Below are 13939 nucleotides of genomic sequence, written 5' to 3'. Positions count from 1 at the left end.
GGGGACTGACCTTTGAGCGATCTGCATCTGTACGCTGGCCGCAACGCCTTCGAGCACATCCAACAACAGGGCCTGACACCTAAAGACATCCGCGTCATCCTCGGCGCGTCCGGTGGCCCAAAATGCTTTGTACTGACCCATCTGGACCGCTATCTGGTGCGCGAATGGCTACCCAAAATTCCGCATCCGGTTGATCTGGTCGGCTCGTCCATCGGCGCGCTGCGCATGACCGCCTACGCCAATAACGATGCTTTCGCAGCCATTGAACGGCTGGAAGAAGGTTACCTGGAACAACGCTACACCGAGCACGCCGATGCCGATGAAATTACCACCAAGACGCTGGATTTTATCGACAGCATGATCGGCGCCGGCGGCCTGGCCGACCTCAACCCCGAACGCCAACTGCACATCGTTACCGCTCTGTGCAAAGGCGCCACCACCGTCACCACCCCGCGCCGGCAAGCGCTGGCCTTTGGCCGGGTGGCCTTGGCAAATCTGATATCCAGAAAATCTCTACCGCGCTATTTCGAGCGCGTGGTATTCCGCAGCCACGACAGCGAACTGCCGCTGGCGCACTGGGACGATTTCAGCACTCATCAGGTCGCGCTAAGCGCCGCCAACTTCCGCTCGGCGGTGCACGCCACCGCGGCCATCCCGGTGGTGATTCACGGTGTTGATAACCCGCCGGGTGCACCGCTGGGGCATTATCGCGATGGCGGCATGGTCGACTACCATTTCGATCTGCCGTTCAAACCCGACAACGGCATCGTGCTCTATCCGCACTTTTCCCCAGTGATGAAACCCGGCTGGTTCGACAAACCGCTGCCCTGGCGCAAGATCAGCGCAGAGCATTACAGCCACACCTTAGTGGTCACACCGAGCCCGGAATTTATCGCCCGCCTGCCCTACGGCAAGATTCCCGACCGCAAGGATTTCGAACGCCTCAGCGATAAAACGCGACTGAAATATTGGCGCACCGTAGTCGATGAGAATCAGCGCTTAGCGGACGCCTTCGATAACTGGATCAACAGCGGCGATCTGGCGGCTATGCTGCGGCCGATCGAGGAAATTGCGCGTTAAGCCAACAAGGGTAAGGACACCCAGGCTATATACGCCAGATAGATAAACAGCAATAGCACCCCAGCCAACCGACCAATAAGCCCACGCCACACCAGCGCCCACAACAGCAGCGTCACCGCCAGCATCACCAGCCAGTCACGATGCAACAGCTCAGTTGCCACCGTCAGCGGATGCACAGCGGCGGCAATACCGACCACCGCCAGCGTATTAAAAAGACCAGAACCGAGCACGTTGCCGATGGCCAGATCGTGTTCGCGTTTGCGCACCGCCGCCAAGGCCGATGCCAGTTCCGGCAGCGAAGTACCGAAGGCGACGACCGTCAAACCGATAATCAGCTCACTGACACCCAACGCTTGCGCCACTTCTACCGCGCCCCAAACCAAGGCACGCGAACTGATCAACAACAGCGCCAAGCCTAAGGATAAATCGACCAGCGCCCGCCACAGCGGCAGGGCGTTAACCTCGTCAGCCATCTCTTCCGCCGGCTCGTTGCTACCCCGCCAGATCGAATAAGCCATCAACAAAACAAAGACCAGCAATAGCAAAGCCGCGTCAAGACGACTCAAATAACCGTCCAGCAATTGCCAGCCAGCCAAGAGCGTAATGCCCAACAAAATGGGCAACTCGCGGCGGGCGATGGAGCGCTGCGACTGGATCGGCAAAACCAACGCTGTCACCCCGACCACCAAGGCAATGTTGGTAATGTTCGAGCCATAAGCATTACCCAGCGCCAGACCGGGATTGCCGGTCCAGGCCGAGAATGCCGACACCATCAATTCCGGCGCTGAAGTACCAAAACCGATAATGACCATACCGATCATCAAGCTCGACATGCCCAGATGTTTTGCCAGTGCCGCCGCGCCATCGACAAAACGATCGGCGCTCCACACAAGCACGACCAAACCGGCCAGCAAGACCAGTGCAGGCAACCACATAATTCACTCCAAAAAATTAACCGACGGCTAGAGACCGACCTGGATGGGACTGGCCAGATTGCGCAGCACCTTGGCGATGCTCATGGCAACGATGTAGCCAGTTTTAGGATTGTCCGGCGACGGCGTGTTCTGCACTTCGATATGCACTTCACCAAATTCGCCAACAGCGCTGACTTCATGAATATTGCGCTCGATGGTTGGATCGACCACAACGCGAACTTCAGTACGTTCAAAGCCTAAACCCGCCAGACTCAAGGCCGCCGACACATTCACGCTTTCGGGAAACAGCCGCGATGATTCGCGCGCATTACCTTCGAAAATACTGATCGGTTCGCGCACCGCATCCAGATCAACCACCGTCTCGGCGTAGGTGCCGCGCCAGGCACGAACCGGTTTGCGCGTCGTCAGCCGAACCTGCTGCAAGTCACCTTCGGCGGCGGCGGCAATACGATCCAGCCCAGCAATCGCCGCCGACGGTAAAATCACTCGCCGATTCGACGCCCGCGCTTGCGCCAGCAAGGCATCGTAGAGGTCCGCTTCACCCAAAGCGCCAACCGACACAACGACAAAATCTGCACCACGCCGCAAAGATTCCACGCCGTGTTCAACCACAGCCTGATGGCCGGCAGTTTCCACCACCAAATCCAAACCTTCGGCGAAAAACAGATCACGATTCTGGGTTAATAAATAGGGCCGTTTTTGCGCCGGATAACGACTGACATCGCGCACTAAAACCGCTGTAATTTCACAGCCATCTATGGGTTTATTGTTCAGTCGCTCGATCAATTGCTGCCCGGCTGTACCCAGGCCGATGATGCCAACTTTCATTCTGCACCTCCGACCTTAACGCGCACGCGGTTGCCAACTGACGGCGATGTCACCGTTAACAAAGGTCTGGCAAGCCAGGCGATGACCGCTGGCAATTTCTTCAGCAGTCAGCAACTTTTCTTCTTTCTTTTTCACGGCATCGGTGTTCTCAAGGCCCTGCTCGATTTTGCATTTGCAGGTACCGCAGATACCGCCGCCACATTTAAACGGAATGCCGCATTGTTCGCGCAAGGAGACGCGCAATAAATTGGCGTTGTCGGCGACCGATACGGTTTTGTTGTCGTTACTGATAAAAACGATGTCAAACATAACTTCACCTGCTTAAGCCGTCTCGACCGACTCACCCGTCAGTTCGTGGCTGAAATTAAAGGCATCGGAATAGATGCGTTCGATCGGCATGCCATGACGCACGAATAAATCTCGCGCGGCCTTGACCATGGTCGGCGAACCGCACAGATAGGCATCGAAACCGGAAAGATCGGCAAAGTCGGCAACAACGGCGTCCTGCACATAGCCGCTGCGGCCTTGCCAATTGCTATCGGGGCGCGACAACACCGGCGCGTAGTCAAAGTCGTCCAACTGCTCTACCCACTGCGTCAGTTGCTGATTGAGATACAGATCCTGTTCACTGCGCACGCCCCAATAAAGCGTCATCGGCGGTCGCAGCGCGTTGTCACACAGCGACTCGATGATCGACTTGATCGGTGCCAGACCAGTACCGCTGGCGACCAATAAAATCGGCCGGCTGATGTCGTCCGATTGCAAGCGGAAATCACCCAGTGGCAGTTCCACATCGAGCGTATCGCCGACCTTATAGTGTTCGATCAGGGTGTCGGTAAAACGCCCACCCGGCACTCGCCGAACATGCAGATCAAACAATTCCGATCCCGGCGGCGATGCCATCGAAAACGACCGCGGTTCACCATCATCGAGCATCACATTGAGATACTGACCGGGATGAAAAATCACCTCGGCGGCCGACGGAATGCGCAACACCAGATGCACCACGTCGTGACACAATAATTCCAATTGTTCGATGATCGCTTCATGGTAATCCGGCTGAATAAACCCTTCCGGACGAATGGTCGCGCTGATGTGCAAATCCGATTTGGCGCGCGCCTGGCACGCCAAACCGTAACCCGCTTCGGCTTCAGCTTCGGTCAGCGCAAAGGGCATTTCTTCGTAGCCCACTTCGCCGCTAAGCAACTTGAACCGACAGGTGCTGCAACCGCCATAGCGGCAGTCATGCGCCAGGTTGATACCGGCGCGTTCGGCCGCATCCAGAATGGGCTCGTCGTCAGCGACGGTAAAACTCTCGTCGGTTTCTTCCAGCGTTATCCGGTAACTCACCTGACTCTCTCCTCTGTTTGCCGAACCGGCCACGCCAAGGCGTGGCGACCGGCTTTATTTTTTAATATCAGCGGCGACCAGCACTTCTTTGTTTTGGCTTGCCAGGTAATCACTCAGTGCCTGCAAGGCGGCGACGCCGGCTTGGGTATCTTGTTCGCCATTGCCACCACTGAGGCCAACGCCACCGACAACTTCACCATCGACGACGATCGGAAAACCACCGACGAAGACGGCGAACTTGCCTTCAAAACTCCACTGAATACCGAAGGCTTCATTGCCCGGCAGTGCCGGACCGTTGGGCGCGGTATTGAACAGATGCGTCGACCGTTTGTGGCCGGCGGCAGTGAAGGCTTTGTTCCAGGCGATTTGCGGACCGGTAACACGCGCGCCATCCATGCGTTCCATGGCCAGCGGATAACCGCCTTCGTCACAGATGCAGATGGTTTCCAACACGCCAATTTCTTCGGACTTTTGCTTGGCGGCTTCGAGCATCACTTTGGCTTCGGCCAGTTCCAGACGGAAAAACGATTTCATGCTGTCTCCTGATGTGTTCAGCGACCGATATAGACGGTCTTAACCTGAGTAAAAAATTCCAGACCGGTACGACCGGATTCGCGGAAGGTCGAGGTACTGGAGCGTTTGATACCACCGAAAGGTGCGTTGACCAGATTACCGGTGGTGGTTCGGTTGACCTTGACGGTGCCGGCTTCGATCTCCAGCGGGAAACGCTGGATGTAGCGGATGTCGTTGGTCACCAGAGCGGCACTCAGGCCGTATTCGGTGTTGTTGGCTTCGACGATGGCGGCGTCGTAATCGGCCACTTCCATCACCGCGATCACCGGGCCGAAAATTTCTTCACGCGCTATGGTCATCTCGCCGGTAACGTCGGCAAAAACCGCCGGGCTGACGTAGTAACCTTGGTCGTAAACACCGCCCGTCAGCTTTTCACCGCCGCACACCCATCGCGCTTCAGCCTTACCCGCTTCGATATACCGCAGCACCGAATCGAGTTGTTTCTGATTCGCCAAGGGACCGACAGTGGTACTGTCGTCCATGCCATCGCCAATGCGGATTTGCTCGATGGCGGTGACCAGCGCATCCAGATAACGGTCTTTGACCGCCGGTGTTACCAACACCCGACTGGTACCAGTACAAGCCTGGCCGGTGAGAGAAAAACCACCCTGAACAGTCAACTTCACGGCGGTGTCGATGTCGGCGTCGTCGAGCACGATCAGCGGGTTTTTGCCGCCGAGTTCCATCTGGGTACGGGTGGTTAAACCCGCAGCGCGATGGATGCGTTCACCGGCATCGGTGGAGCCGGTGAAGGTGATGGCGCGAATTGCCGGATGAGTGGTCAGGGCCTGACCGACATCGCTGGCAGAGCCGGTAATAAAGTTGAACACACCGGCCGGAACACCACCGGCTACCAGGGCTTCCGCCAGACGCAAACCCACCAGCGGTGTATCGGAAGAGGGTTTGAACACCACGGTGTTGCCGGTGATCAAAGCCGGAGCGATCTTGCGGGCGGGAATGGAAATCGGAAAATTCCACGGCGTAATAACGCTGACCACGCCCAGTGGTTCGCGCTGGGAATAGACCAGCATCGCCGGATCGTCCGATGGATAAGTCTCGCCGGTAAAGGTAGTGCCTTCAACGGCATAAAAACGCAGCGTCTGCGCCGAGCGCAGAATTTCCATGCGGCTGTTTGACAGCAGTTTGCCTTCTTCACGGGTCAGCTCTTCGGCGAACTGTTCGACCTTGGCTTCCAGATAATCGGCCGCCTTATTCAGCACCTTGGCACGCTGACCGAGCGGTGTTTTTTTCCAGCTCTCGAAGGCGCGTTCGGCCGCTTCGATCGCCGCCTTGGCATCCGCATCCAGAGACGCCTGAAAACGACCGACGACCTCTTCGCGGTTGGCCGGATTACGGCTTTCAAACTGGCAGTTGCTGACCGATGGCTGCCACTGTCCATCGATGTAATTCAGATAATCGGTCATGGTGTCTCTCCCCTTGGGAAGTACGGATATAACCCGACCGCCCGGCTGAGATCGTCAGCCCGGTCGGGAAATATCCAACAGGAATTCAGTCATCGCAGCGGACGCCGGATGACACCACCGACCGGCCGGTAAACCGGTGGTGGCAATCGGTATCAGCGCTTAAGCAGCCTGACCCATGTCCAGCTCAGACAACGGCAGCTCATCGGCCACGTAATCGTGGTACAGCGCCGTGGTGTAGAGCAGACGCATTTGCGCACCGATTTCACAGATCTTCAGGCAACGTTGCTGCAGCTCAACGGTGTCGGCGTGTTCCAGCACAATTTGGTAACCGCGTTCGCCGTGAATTTCGTCAGAGACGATGTGCAGGTCGAAGAATTCGACTTCTTCGTCGGTGAAGCCGTATTGCTCGCGCAGGACAGGCGTCTGCTTGCGGTAGATGGACGGCACCTGAGATTCCAGACCGACCACCAAAGCAGCGACCGCCACAACCGGATGCTCACGCATGGCGATGGCGTAGCACCAGCTTTGCAGACCACGAGTGGTCGGTGACATGTTGTCCGGGTTTTCAACGCGCTCACGCGTGGTACCACAGGCTTCAGCAAAACGGATCAGCAGATCGGTGTGACGATCGCCGCTGATTTCCTCTTCGCTCATGTTTTGCAGCAGGAAGTCTTTGGCTTCGGTGTATTGCTCTGGGGTGTTGGCATAGATATAAGCCAGATAGTCGGCGAACGGGCCCACATAGTGATAGTGGTTTTCGGCCCAGCGCGACAGATGGTCACGGCTCAGCTTGCCGCTGGCCCAGGCCACACTGAACGGCGCCTTGTTAGCGCTTTTGCCTTTGATCGCCTGCTCCAGAGCGGCACGAAATTCTTCACGGTTCATCAATTCAGCCATTGTTCTCACCTTTATGCCTGACGCCGTTGTGCCGCTGACGCGACCCTCGACGTGGTCGGTTGTTTTGTACTCCCTGTTTGTCTTATCCCATGGCTAATTGGTTTTTGGTATACCAAATAGCTGGGTTCAAACCTAACTTTGGTATACCACCAAGTCAAGAACGAAAATCGATTTTTTACCCAAACCGTCGTCATCGATGCCCGGACACTCTTATATAAAGCTGATAAATCCTTAATTCGAGTGATATTAAAGCGAATGTTTCAGCCCACTTTTTAGCGCTGACGACCGGCCTGAACAGCGGTCGACCATGGCTCGAAATAAAATATTGGTATACCATCGCCATCCATTTTTACACCAGCCAGCAGGACCTCTGATGCCGTCTACATCGCCCGCCGCCACGGCACCCATCAATCGACGCGCCAGTCTGGCGGTGGCCCTGGGCACGCTGATCGCGGTGCTCGATCTGGGCATGGTGAATCTGGCGTTGCCGAGCATGGCGGCTGGTCTATCGATTGCTGAGTCGCAGGCGGTGTGGATATCGACCAGCTATCAGCTGGTGTGCGCTGCCAGCCTGATGCTGGCGTCAGGCTTGAGTTATGTCATCGGTCGCAAACGCCTCTACTTGGCTGGCCTGCTGTTGTTTGCCGCTGGCGCCAGCCTGGCGCTGCTGGCTGACAGCTTTGCCTGGCTGATCGTGGCGCGCATCTGGATGGGACTGGGCGGTGCCGCGCTGCTCAGTCTGGGGCCAGCGCTGTTGCGCACTATTTATCCGGCCAATCGATTGGGCCAGGCATTGGCGATCAATGCGTTGGTGGTGGCCACCGGTCTCGCTGGCGGTCCCAGCCTGGCGGGTGTGATTCTTTACCTGGCCGACTGGCCGTGGATCTTTGCGCTGAATCTGCCACTGGCGCTGACTGCGCTCTGGCTCAGCGCGACTGCTCTGACGCCGGAACCAGCCCAACGACGGCGCTTCGATTGGCTCGGCGGGCTCTATTCAGCGCTGCTGATGGCCTGCCTGCTACTCAGCCTGGAACGCCTCGGTCATGGCGCTGACAGCTGGATTCCTGTTTTGTTGCTGGTTACCGCAGCGCTGGCTCTGGCGCTTTTTGTGCGTCGCGAGCGGCGCGCCAGCTATCCACTGGTACCCTTGTCGATTTTCCGACGCCGCCGCTTCAGCCTGGCCATCCTAGTGACGCTGCTGGCGTTCACTGCTCAGGGTCTGACCTTTGTGGCGCTGTCGTTTCTCTATCAAAGCGATTTTCAGCACGGACCGCTGATGGCTGCGATGCTGTTCTCGCCCTGGCCGATTGCCTTGCTGGTGTCGGGTCCGCTGGCCGGCCGTCTGTCCGATCGGCTCAACCCGGCCGCTTTATCCACCGCCGGGCTGGCGCTGTTCGTGGTCGGTTTGCTGCTGCTGTTACTCGGTGCCGTCAGCCTGCAATTACCACTATTGTTGGTGGCCTCGGTGATCAGCGGTTTGGGCTACGGCTTTTTCCAGGCACCGAACAATCATGAGGTGATGGCGCAGGTGGAACTGTCGCTCAGCTCGACCGCCTCGGGCGTGCTGGCCACGGTGCGTACGCTGGGGCAAAGCCTGGGGTCAGCCAGTTTTGCGCTGGCCTGGTCGGTATCACCCGGTGCCATGCTGTGGCCGTTGTTGCTGGCCTTGTTGATCAGTCTGGCGGCCACCTTGATCAGCCTGCGCCGGCTGCGCCACTGAACCACCCGCGCCACGTTGTGATACCATCGGCCCACTTTTGAGCAACGGTGATGCCTTCCCAGCCATGAGCCTGTCCGACAATAATATCAATCTACCTTGGAGCGACAAGGATCTCGCACCGATCCGGGACAAGGTCTACTCCTACATTAAAGACGCCATTCTGCGCGGCGAATTCAAAGCCGGTGACCGTCTGGTGGAACGCAACCTGGCGGACAAACTGAACATCAGCCGCACGCCGATTCGCGAAGCGCTGTTTCGTCTGGAGTCGCAAAAGTTTGTCTCCACCGTGCCGCGCAAAGGCGTGGTGGTGAATGAGATTTCACGCGATGAAATTCTCGAGGTGTTTTTAATTCTGTCATCGCTGGAATCGCTGGCGGCGCGGCTGGCGGCGCAGAAAATCGATGAGCAGACCCGGGTCGAATTCGACCAGGCCATTGCTGCGCTGGCGGCCATCGAACAGCATCCGGAACAAATCAGCGATTCCGGCACCCATCTGGACATAAACCTGCAGTACAACGACCTGATCGGCAAGGCGTCGAAAAACATCCGCCTGCACGAAATGCTGATGGAACTGAAAGACTACGTGCGCGCCTTCACCAACCTCAGCAGTCAAACGCCCGGTCGCGCCATGGAAGCGCTGAAAGAGCATTTGAACATTCTGATCGCGGTGCGCGACGGCCAGGAAGGTCTGGCCGAAAACTACGCCCGGGTGCACGTCGAAAAAGCCCGCAACGCCTATTTAAAAGCCAGCGTTCAGGCGCAGGCCGACGCCGCAGCAGCGCAGCAACAACACAGCGCCTGATAGCAGCCGCTGCCAGCCGGCAGCGGTTCACTCTATATTAAGCCGCCGCCCGCTCTTCGAGGCGAATGCGCATCACTGGCGAGCGCGTCAGCTGATGCAGTTCCGCCTCGGCCTCCTGCAGTGACTCGAACGATTCAAAGAACTTCACCGGTATCGAATTCACCGCCCCGCCCTCGCCGGTTTCGGTGATGCGCACCCGGGCGCCGTCGGCATCGACATGAGCGATACTGAAGGCCGTAGTACAGCGGTCGTAGAAGTAATAATCGAAGGTTTTCAAAACCGTCAGCCCCCGTTCCGGGGTGGCATCGTATTCATTGACCTTGCTGGTCAGAACCACGTACATGCGGGCTTCCTCTGTTGGGTGAAAAGACAACTCAGTCCATCAAAGCTCTGGTGGCATCGACCAGTGCATCCAGCGCCTGTTCAACAATTTCCTGACCGGCTTCCAGACTGGCCTGAGTCGCATCACCAATGCAGCCGTTGCGGGTCATTTCATCGTAGGTATAAAAGCCCTGAATGGGCTTACCCGGGCGCAGGTTTTCCCAGCGCTCACCGGTGCGGATGTCGCCTTTTTCCAGTTTTTCCGGACGCACCAGATGCGGCGCCAGATAGTAGGCTTCGGATACTTCGCGCTCGCAGCTGTGACCGAACAGCTGGGATTTAACATGGCGGCCCGTGGCTTCTTTGGCCGAGGCGGTGGTCTTGGCGTAGTAGCATTCCACGTCCAACTCCTGGGCCAGCGACGCTGCCGCCACGCCCAGCACCGGTTGATTACCGCCGTGACCGTTCATAAACAGAAACTTGCGGATGCCGTGCTGTTTCAGCGAATGCACCATATCGCGCAGCAGAGCGAGCATGGTTTCCGGGCGCAGGGTGATGGTGCCGGGGAAATTCATATGGTGCGGCGAAATGCCCATGGCCACCGTCGGCGCCACCAGCACATCGGGAAACAGTCGCTCAGCCAGTTTTTTAGCCATGGCTTCGGCCAGCACGCCGTCACAGCTTTCGGCCATATGCGGACCGTGTTGTTCGTGTGCGCCCACCGGAATGATGGCGATCTGCACCGTTTTCAGCGCATCCGCCACTTCCGGCCAGGTCATATCCGCCAGAACGTAGGAATTCATTGTGTAGCCTCTCACCCTTGGTCATTCACTTGTGATTATTAAGCGCCGCCGAGTTGGCGACGATTTGATCTATTTTTGGTATACCATAGACCAAAAAAGCACACAAGAAAGATGTGGTTTTGCTAAACACAGCTGCCGCTGGCGACTTCGTTCGACAGCCGGATATGCGCCTCCACCAGGTTGCGCATGCCTGCTATATCGCGGCTCAGCGCCAGTTGCACCATGTCTTCATGCTGCTGATCCAGTGCCGCCCGGACCTTGGGCTGGCGCGGTGCCTGACGGCGGTAGCGGTCGAACTGCTCATGCAACTGACGAATGAAACGCAGCATCCAGGGCGATTGGCAGCGCGACAGCAACACCGAATGGAACTGGGCGTGCAACACTTCCCAGTCACTGAGTTTCATAGCTTCGCCGCTGGCCTGCTTAAGGCGATGGCCCGCCGCCAGCAACTCGGCTTCCCAGTCGGCATCACCGAGCTTGAGCGAGCGCGTGACCGCCATGCCTTCCAGCTCGATGCGCAACTGGACGATGTCTTCGAGTTCTTCAGCGCACAGCCTTGGCACCCGAAAGCCGCGCTGGCTTTCCAGGTTTAAAAGGCCGGTGGCGGCAAGCCGATTCAACGCCTCGCGCAACGGACTCAGACCAACCTGGTAGCGGTCACGCAACTGGGTGATGCCGATCTTGTCACCCGCCGGGTAATGGCCGTTTAACAAATCTTCACGCAAGGCGGTGAACACCTGGGTGGACAGGGTATTGATGGGTTGCAGCTTGCTTCGTGTCATAGATTCATCTCATTTCCTGTTGCGCTAATGGTATACCATAAACCAAAAAATCCTTGACTCTTCTTTTTCGGCTGCACTAAGGTTCCTGAAAATCGATTTTTCAAAGACATGTCCATCATGCGCTTGAACGTCGATTGTTTTGGTTCGCCGGCCTCGTTCGGTTTGATGGTTCGCTTTCAGTTGGGAATTGGCATGACGCAACACGCAGCTCTGTTCACTGCTTTTCTACGCACCGGCCTGGTTGGATTTGGTGGCGGTCCGTCGATGATCCCGCTGATTCACCATGAAGTGGTCAAGCGTCATCAGTGGCTGGAAGAAGACGATTTCAGCGATGTGCTGGCCATCGCCAATTCCCTGCCTGGCCCCATTGCCACCAAGTTGCCTGGCTATGTGGGTTATCGAGTGGCGGGCATCAGCGGTTGTGTGCTGGCGGTTATTGCCATCACCGTGCCCATGGTGATCGCGCTGATCGCGGCGCTCGGTGCTGTGGCGTTTTATCAGGATGTCGCCTGGATTCGTGGCATGGCGCTGGGTGTAGTGCCGGTGGTGGCAATCATGATGCTGCAGCTGTGCTGGGACTTCCTCGATAAATCCCGCCAAAGCCTGGGCTGGCCGGTGAGTCTGGTGATGTTGCTGCTGGCGGCTGGGCTGATTGTCGGTCTGGCGGTGCACCCGGCGCTGATCATTCTGACGCTGCTGACAGCGGCGCTGGTGCTGCCCAAGCAGATCCGCTGGCCCTGGTCGAAGCGGGAGTCGCAGTCATGATCTATCTGCAACTCTTCGTCGCCTTCTTTATTCCCAACATCATCGGTTACGGCGGTGGTCCGGCGATCATTCCGTTGATCGAAGCGGAAGTCGTCGGCCGCTACGGCTGGATGGCGTCTTCAGAATTCGCCCAGACACTGGCCATCGGCAATGCGCTGCCCAGTCCGATCGCCACCAAGATGGCCGGTCAGATCGGTTATGAGGTCGCCGGTGTTGGCGGTTCGATCGTGGCGCTGCTGGCGACCATTGCGCCCTCTTTGCTGCTGATGATCGCCGCCCTTGGTCTGATGGTTCGCTTTAAAGATTCACACCAGGTCAAACGCATGAGCGCCTGGGTGCGGCCAGTCATCACCCTGTTGATGGCGCTGCTGACAGTGTCGTTTTTTCAAGAAGGCCTGATGTCGATCGGCCTGGTGCAGACCGTGGCCATAGCGGCCGTCGCCGCACTGGCGCTGATGGTGTTGAAGCTGCATCCGGCCTTGGTGGTCGCCGCCTCGCTGGTCTATGGCGCCATCTGGCTGGCGTGATTACCCATTAAGAAAAATGAAGTAACAGGACGATTGTTATGCCCATGATCAAGTTTCACAAAAACGGGGAAGTGCACCAGGGCGAAATCCCGGATAACGCCAATCTGGTGGTGCGCGCCGGTATTCGCCAGTTCCCCTACCCGCATCTGAATTACAAATGCGGTATGGGCAAATGCGCCACCTGTGCGTGTCGCATCATCGATGGCCAGGACAATTTGCCGGCCCCGAACTGGAAAGAAAAGAAGATGCTCGGTCCCAAGCTGCAAGAAGGCTATCGCCTGGCGTGCCAGCTTTGGGTGACTGAGGATCTGGAGTTGTCACAAGGATAATAAGGGTCGCCGCCGAAAAAGGCGTCGATACCATAATAAGAGCCGGCTTGGACCGAGATCGGCTCAATTTGAAACGAACAACAAGAAAAGCACTCGTTTCGCTCGTTTAGAACGCTCTTCACAGAACCCGGGTAACGGGCATCGGCCGGCCGCAAGGGGCACAGAACCCTTATGCCTGACGGATGCCACCTGCTTGCACCTTGCAAGCTCTGACCAACGAAACAGGAGGAAACGCTGCTTAATCTTATTAAACCGCAGTCTCCTGGCACCGAGGTCGGGGACTGCATCGGCAAGTGACATAAGAGGGAGTACCCCATGACCGTCATCAAGCAACGATTGAGCGAGCTGGGCATTGAACTGCCCAAGCCCAACCCGGCAGCGGGACATTATCGACCCTACCTAAGCCATGCCGGCCTGGTGTCTATTTCCGGCCAGACCTGCAAGCGCAATGGTGAGTTGGTGTACCGCGGCAAGGTGGGTCGCGATCTCGATCGGCAGACGGCTCAGAGTGCAGCGCGCCTGTGTGCGCTGAATCTGATCAGTCAATTGCATGAGGTGTGCGGGGGTGACTGGGATCGACTGGTGCAATGTCTGAAGTTGACCGTCTTCATCAACTGTACCGAAGACTTTGAAGAGCTGCCCTGGGTTGCCAACGGGGCATCGGATCTTTTGGTCGAGATCTTCGCAGAGCGAGGTCTGCACAGCCGATCAGCGATCGGTGTGGCGTCCTTGCCCGGCGGTTCGGCCATCGAAATCGATGCCTTATGCCAGGTAACCGAGTCCTAACTAAAACGAGAGTCAAA

At 57.4% G+C, this 13939-nt stretch carries 17 protein-coding genes; 7 read left to right on the top strand and 10 right to left on the bottom strand.

Annotated features, from left to right (window positions below; translation table 11 throughout):
* Positions 1–12 precede the first annotated feature (12 nt).
* Positions 13–1080 carry a patatin-like phospholipase family protein gene (locus ABMA60_RS16220; protein ID WP_392805221.1) on the top strand — a complete coding sequence of 356 codons (1068 nt, stop codon included), beginning with the start codon at positions 13–15 and terminating at the stop codon, positions 1078–1080.
* Here the strand turns inward: ABMA60_RS16220 and ABMA60_RS16215 are convergent.
* The 7 genes from ABMA60_RS16215 to ABMA60_RS16185 form a co-directional block, all read right to left on the bottom strand.
* Complete coding sequence (locus tag ABMA60_RS16215; protein ID WP_392805219.1) at positions 1077–2015, bottom strand: calcium/sodium antiporter; 939 nt, start codon at positions 2013–2015, stop codon at positions 1077–1079. The two genes, ABMA60_RS16220 and ABMA60_RS16215, sit on opposite strands and share 4 nt — an antisense overlap.
* Positions 2016–2042: 27 nt before the next feature.
* A complete protein-coding gene (locus ABMA60_RS16210) occupies positions 2043–2843 on the bottom strand; it encodes an aspartate dehydrogenase (protein ID WP_392805216.1) in 801 nt (266 codons plus the stop codon).
* A gap of 15 nt (positions 2844–2858) precedes the next feature.
* Positions 2859–3152: a 2Fe-2S iron-sulfur cluster-binding protein gene (locus ABMA60_RS16205; protein ID WP_392805214.1), complete on the bottom strand. Its 294-nt coding sequence runs from the start codon at positions 3150–3152 to the stop codon at positions 2859–2861.
* A 12-nt stretch (positions 3153–3164) separates the two neighbouring features.
* Positions 3165–4193 (bottom strand): 2Fe-2S iron-sulfur cluster-binding protein, encoded by a 1029-nt coding sequence (locus ABMA60_RS16200; RefSeq protein WP_392805212.1) that lies wholly within the window; start codon positions 4191–4193, stop codon positions 3165–3167.
* Between the two features lie 54 nt (positions 4194–4247).
* Entirely contained in the window at positions 4248–4727 is a 480-nt protein-coding gene (locus tag ABMA60_RS16195) for a heme-binding protein (protein ID WP_392805210.1), read from the bottom strand.
* A 17-nt stretch (positions 4728–4744) separates the two neighbouring features.
* Positions 4745–6190 (bottom strand): aldehyde dehydrogenase family protein, encoded by a 1446-nt coding sequence (locus tag ABMA60_RS16190; RefSeq protein WP_392805207.1) that lies wholly within the window; start codon positions 6188–6190, stop codon positions 4745–4747.
* A 159-nt stretch (positions 6191–6349) separates the two neighbouring features.
* Positions 6350–7087 (bottom strand): TenA family transcriptional regulator, encoded by a 738-nt coding sequence (locus ABMA60_RS16185; RefSeq protein ID WP_392805204.1) that lies wholly within the window; start codon positions 7085–7087, stop codon positions 6350–6352.
* A gap of 373 nt (positions 7088–7460) precedes the next feature.
* On the opposite strand from ABMA60_RS16185, the gene ABMA60_RS16180 reads away from it, so the two are divergent.
* Together ABMA60_RS16180 and ABMA60_RS16175 are read left to right on the top strand one after the other, a co-directional pair.
* Entirely contained in the window at positions 7461–8807 is a 1347-nt protein-coding gene (locus ABMA60_RS16180; RefSeq protein ID WP_392805202.1) for an MFS transporter, read from the top strand.
* Between the two features lie 64 nt (positions 8808–8871).
* Positions 8872–9609, top strand: a complete 738-nt coding sequence (locus ABMA60_RS16175) for a GntR family transcriptional regulator (RefSeq protein ID WP_392805198.1) — start codon at positions 8872–8874, stop codon at positions 9607–9609.
* A gap of 37 nt (positions 9610–9646) precedes the next feature.
* Here ABMA60_RS16175 and ABMA60_RS16170 read toward each other — a convergent pair whose 3' ends face one another.
* The 3 genes from ABMA60_RS16170 to ABMA60_RS16160 all read right to left on the bottom strand — a co-directional run bounded on the left by ABMA60_RS16170 (position 9647) and on the right by ABMA60_RS16160 (position 11515).
* Positions 9647–9952 carry a hypothetical protein gene (locus ABMA60_RS16170; RefSeq protein WP_392805196.1) on the bottom strand — a complete coding sequence of 102 codons (306 nt, stop codon included), beginning with the start codon at positions 9950–9952 and terminating at the stop codon, positions 9647–9649.
* Positions 9953–9983: 31 nt separating this feature from the next.
* Entirely contained in the window at positions 9984–10733 is a 750-nt protein-coding gene (locus ABMA60_RS16165) for a creatininase family protein (protein ID WP_392805193.1), read from the bottom strand.
* Positions 10734–10855: 122 nt separating this feature from the next.
* The gene (locus ABMA60_RS16160; protein WP_392805190.1) at positions 10856–11515 is read right to left on the bottom strand and encodes a GntR family transcriptional regulator; all 660 of its coding nucleotides are present in this window, start codon (positions 11513–11515) and stop codon (positions 10856–10858) included.
* 192 nt (positions 11516–11707) lie between these two features.
* Here ABMA60_RS16160 and ABMA60_RS16155 point away from each other — a divergent pair, with 192 nt between their 5' ends.
* From ABMA60_RS16155 to ABMA60_RS16140, 4 genes are all read left to right on the top strand, one after another.
* Complete coding sequence (locus tag ABMA60_RS16155) at positions 11708–12280, top strand: chromate transporter (RefSeq protein ID WP_392805312.1); 573 nt, start codon at positions 11708–11710, stop codon at positions 12278–12280.
* Entirely contained in the window at positions 12277–12807 is a 531-nt protein-coding gene (locus tag ABMA60_RS16150) for a chromate transporter (protein ID WP_392805187.1), read from the top strand. The genes ABMA60_RS16155 and ABMA60_RS16150 overlap by 4 nt, the downstream gene beginning before the upstream one ends.
* Positions 12808–12845: 38 nt before the next feature.
* Positions 12846–13136: a 2Fe-2S iron-sulfur cluster-binding protein gene (locus ABMA60_RS16145; protein ID WP_392805184.1), complete on the top strand. Its 291-nt coding sequence runs from the start codon at positions 12846–12848 to the stop codon at positions 13134–13136.
* Between the two features lie 315 nt (positions 13137–13451).
* The gene (locus ABMA60_RS16140) at positions 13452–13922 is read left to right on the top strand and encodes a RidA family protein (protein ID WP_392805181.1); all 471 of its coding nucleotides are present in this window, start codon (positions 13452–13454) and stop codon (positions 13920–13922) included.
* Positions 13923–13939 lie beyond the last annotated feature (17 nt).

The sequence above is a fragment of the Saccharospirillum sp. HFRX-2 genome, assembly GCF_043196805.1.
Taxonomy (GTDB): domain Bacteria; phylum Pseudomonadota; class Gammaproteobacteria; order Pseudomonadales; family Natronospirillaceae; genus Saccharospirillum.
The sequence above is the reverse complement of the archived record's forward strand: the minus strand, read 5'-3'. Positions and strand labels throughout refer to the sequence as shown.

Bases quoted from the DNA above. Each gene is read 5' to 3' on its own strand.
- ABMA60_RS16215 (WP_392805219.1), bottom strand. From the start codon at position 2,015: ATGTGGTTGCCTGCACTGGTCTTGCTGGCCGGTTTGGTCGTGCTTGTG.
- ABMA60_RS16210 (WP_392805216.1), bottom strand. From the start codon at position 2,843: ATGAAAGTTGGCATCATCGGCCTGGGTACAGCCGGGCAGCAATTGATC.
- ABMA60_RS16205 (WP_392805214.1), bottom strand. From the start codon at position 3,152: ATGTTTGACATCGTTTTTATCAGTAACGACAACAAAACCGTATCGGTC.
- ABMA60_RS16195 (WP_392805210.1), bottom strand. From the start codon at position 4,727: ATGAAATCGTTTTTCCGTCTGGAACTGGCCGAAGCCAAAGTGATGCTC.
- ABMA60_RS16190 (WP_392805207.1), bottom strand. From the start codon at position 6,190: ATGACCGATTATCTGAATTACATCGATGGACAGTGGCAGCCATCGGTC.
- ABMA60_RS16185 (WP_392805204.1), bottom strand. From the start codon at position 7,087: ATGGCTGAATTGATGAACCGTGAAGAATTTCGTGCCGCTCTGGAGCAG.
- ABMA60_RS16180 (WP_392805202.1), top strand. From the start codon at position 7,461: ATGCCGTCTACATCGCCCGCCGCCACGGCACCCATCAATCGACGCGCC.
- ABMA60_RS16175 (WP_392805198.1), top strand. From the start codon at position 8,872: ATGAGCCTGTCCGACAATAATATCAATCTACCTTGGAGCGACAAGGAT.
- ABMA60_RS16170 (WP_392805196.1), bottom strand. From the start codon at position 9,952: ATGTACGTGGTTCTGACCAGCAAGGTCAATGAATACGATGCCACCCCG.
- ABMA60_RS16165 (WP_392805193.1), bottom strand. From the start codon at position 10,733: ATGAATTCCTACGTTCTGGCGGATATGACCTGGCCGGAAGTGGCGGAT.
- ABMA60_RS16160 (WP_392805190.1), bottom strand. From the start codon at position 11,515: ATGACACGAAGCAAGCTGCAACCCATCAATACCCTGTCCACCCAGGTG.
- ABMA60_RS16155 (WP_392805312.1), top strand. From the start codon at position 11,708: ATGACGCAACACGCAGCTCTGTTCACTGCTTTTCTACGCACCGGCCTG.
- ABMA60_RS16150 (WP_392805187.1), top strand. From the start codon at position 12,277: ATGATCTATCTGCAACTCTTCGTCGCCTTCTTTATTCCCAACATCATC.
- ABMA60_RS16145 (WP_392805184.1), top strand. From the start codon at position 12,846: ATGCCCATGATCAAGTTTCACAAAAACGGGGAAGTGCACCAGGGCGAA.
- ABMA60_RS16140 (WP_392805181.1), top strand. From the start codon at position 13,452: ATGACCGTCATCAAGCAACGATTGAGCGAGCTGGGCATTGAACTGCCC.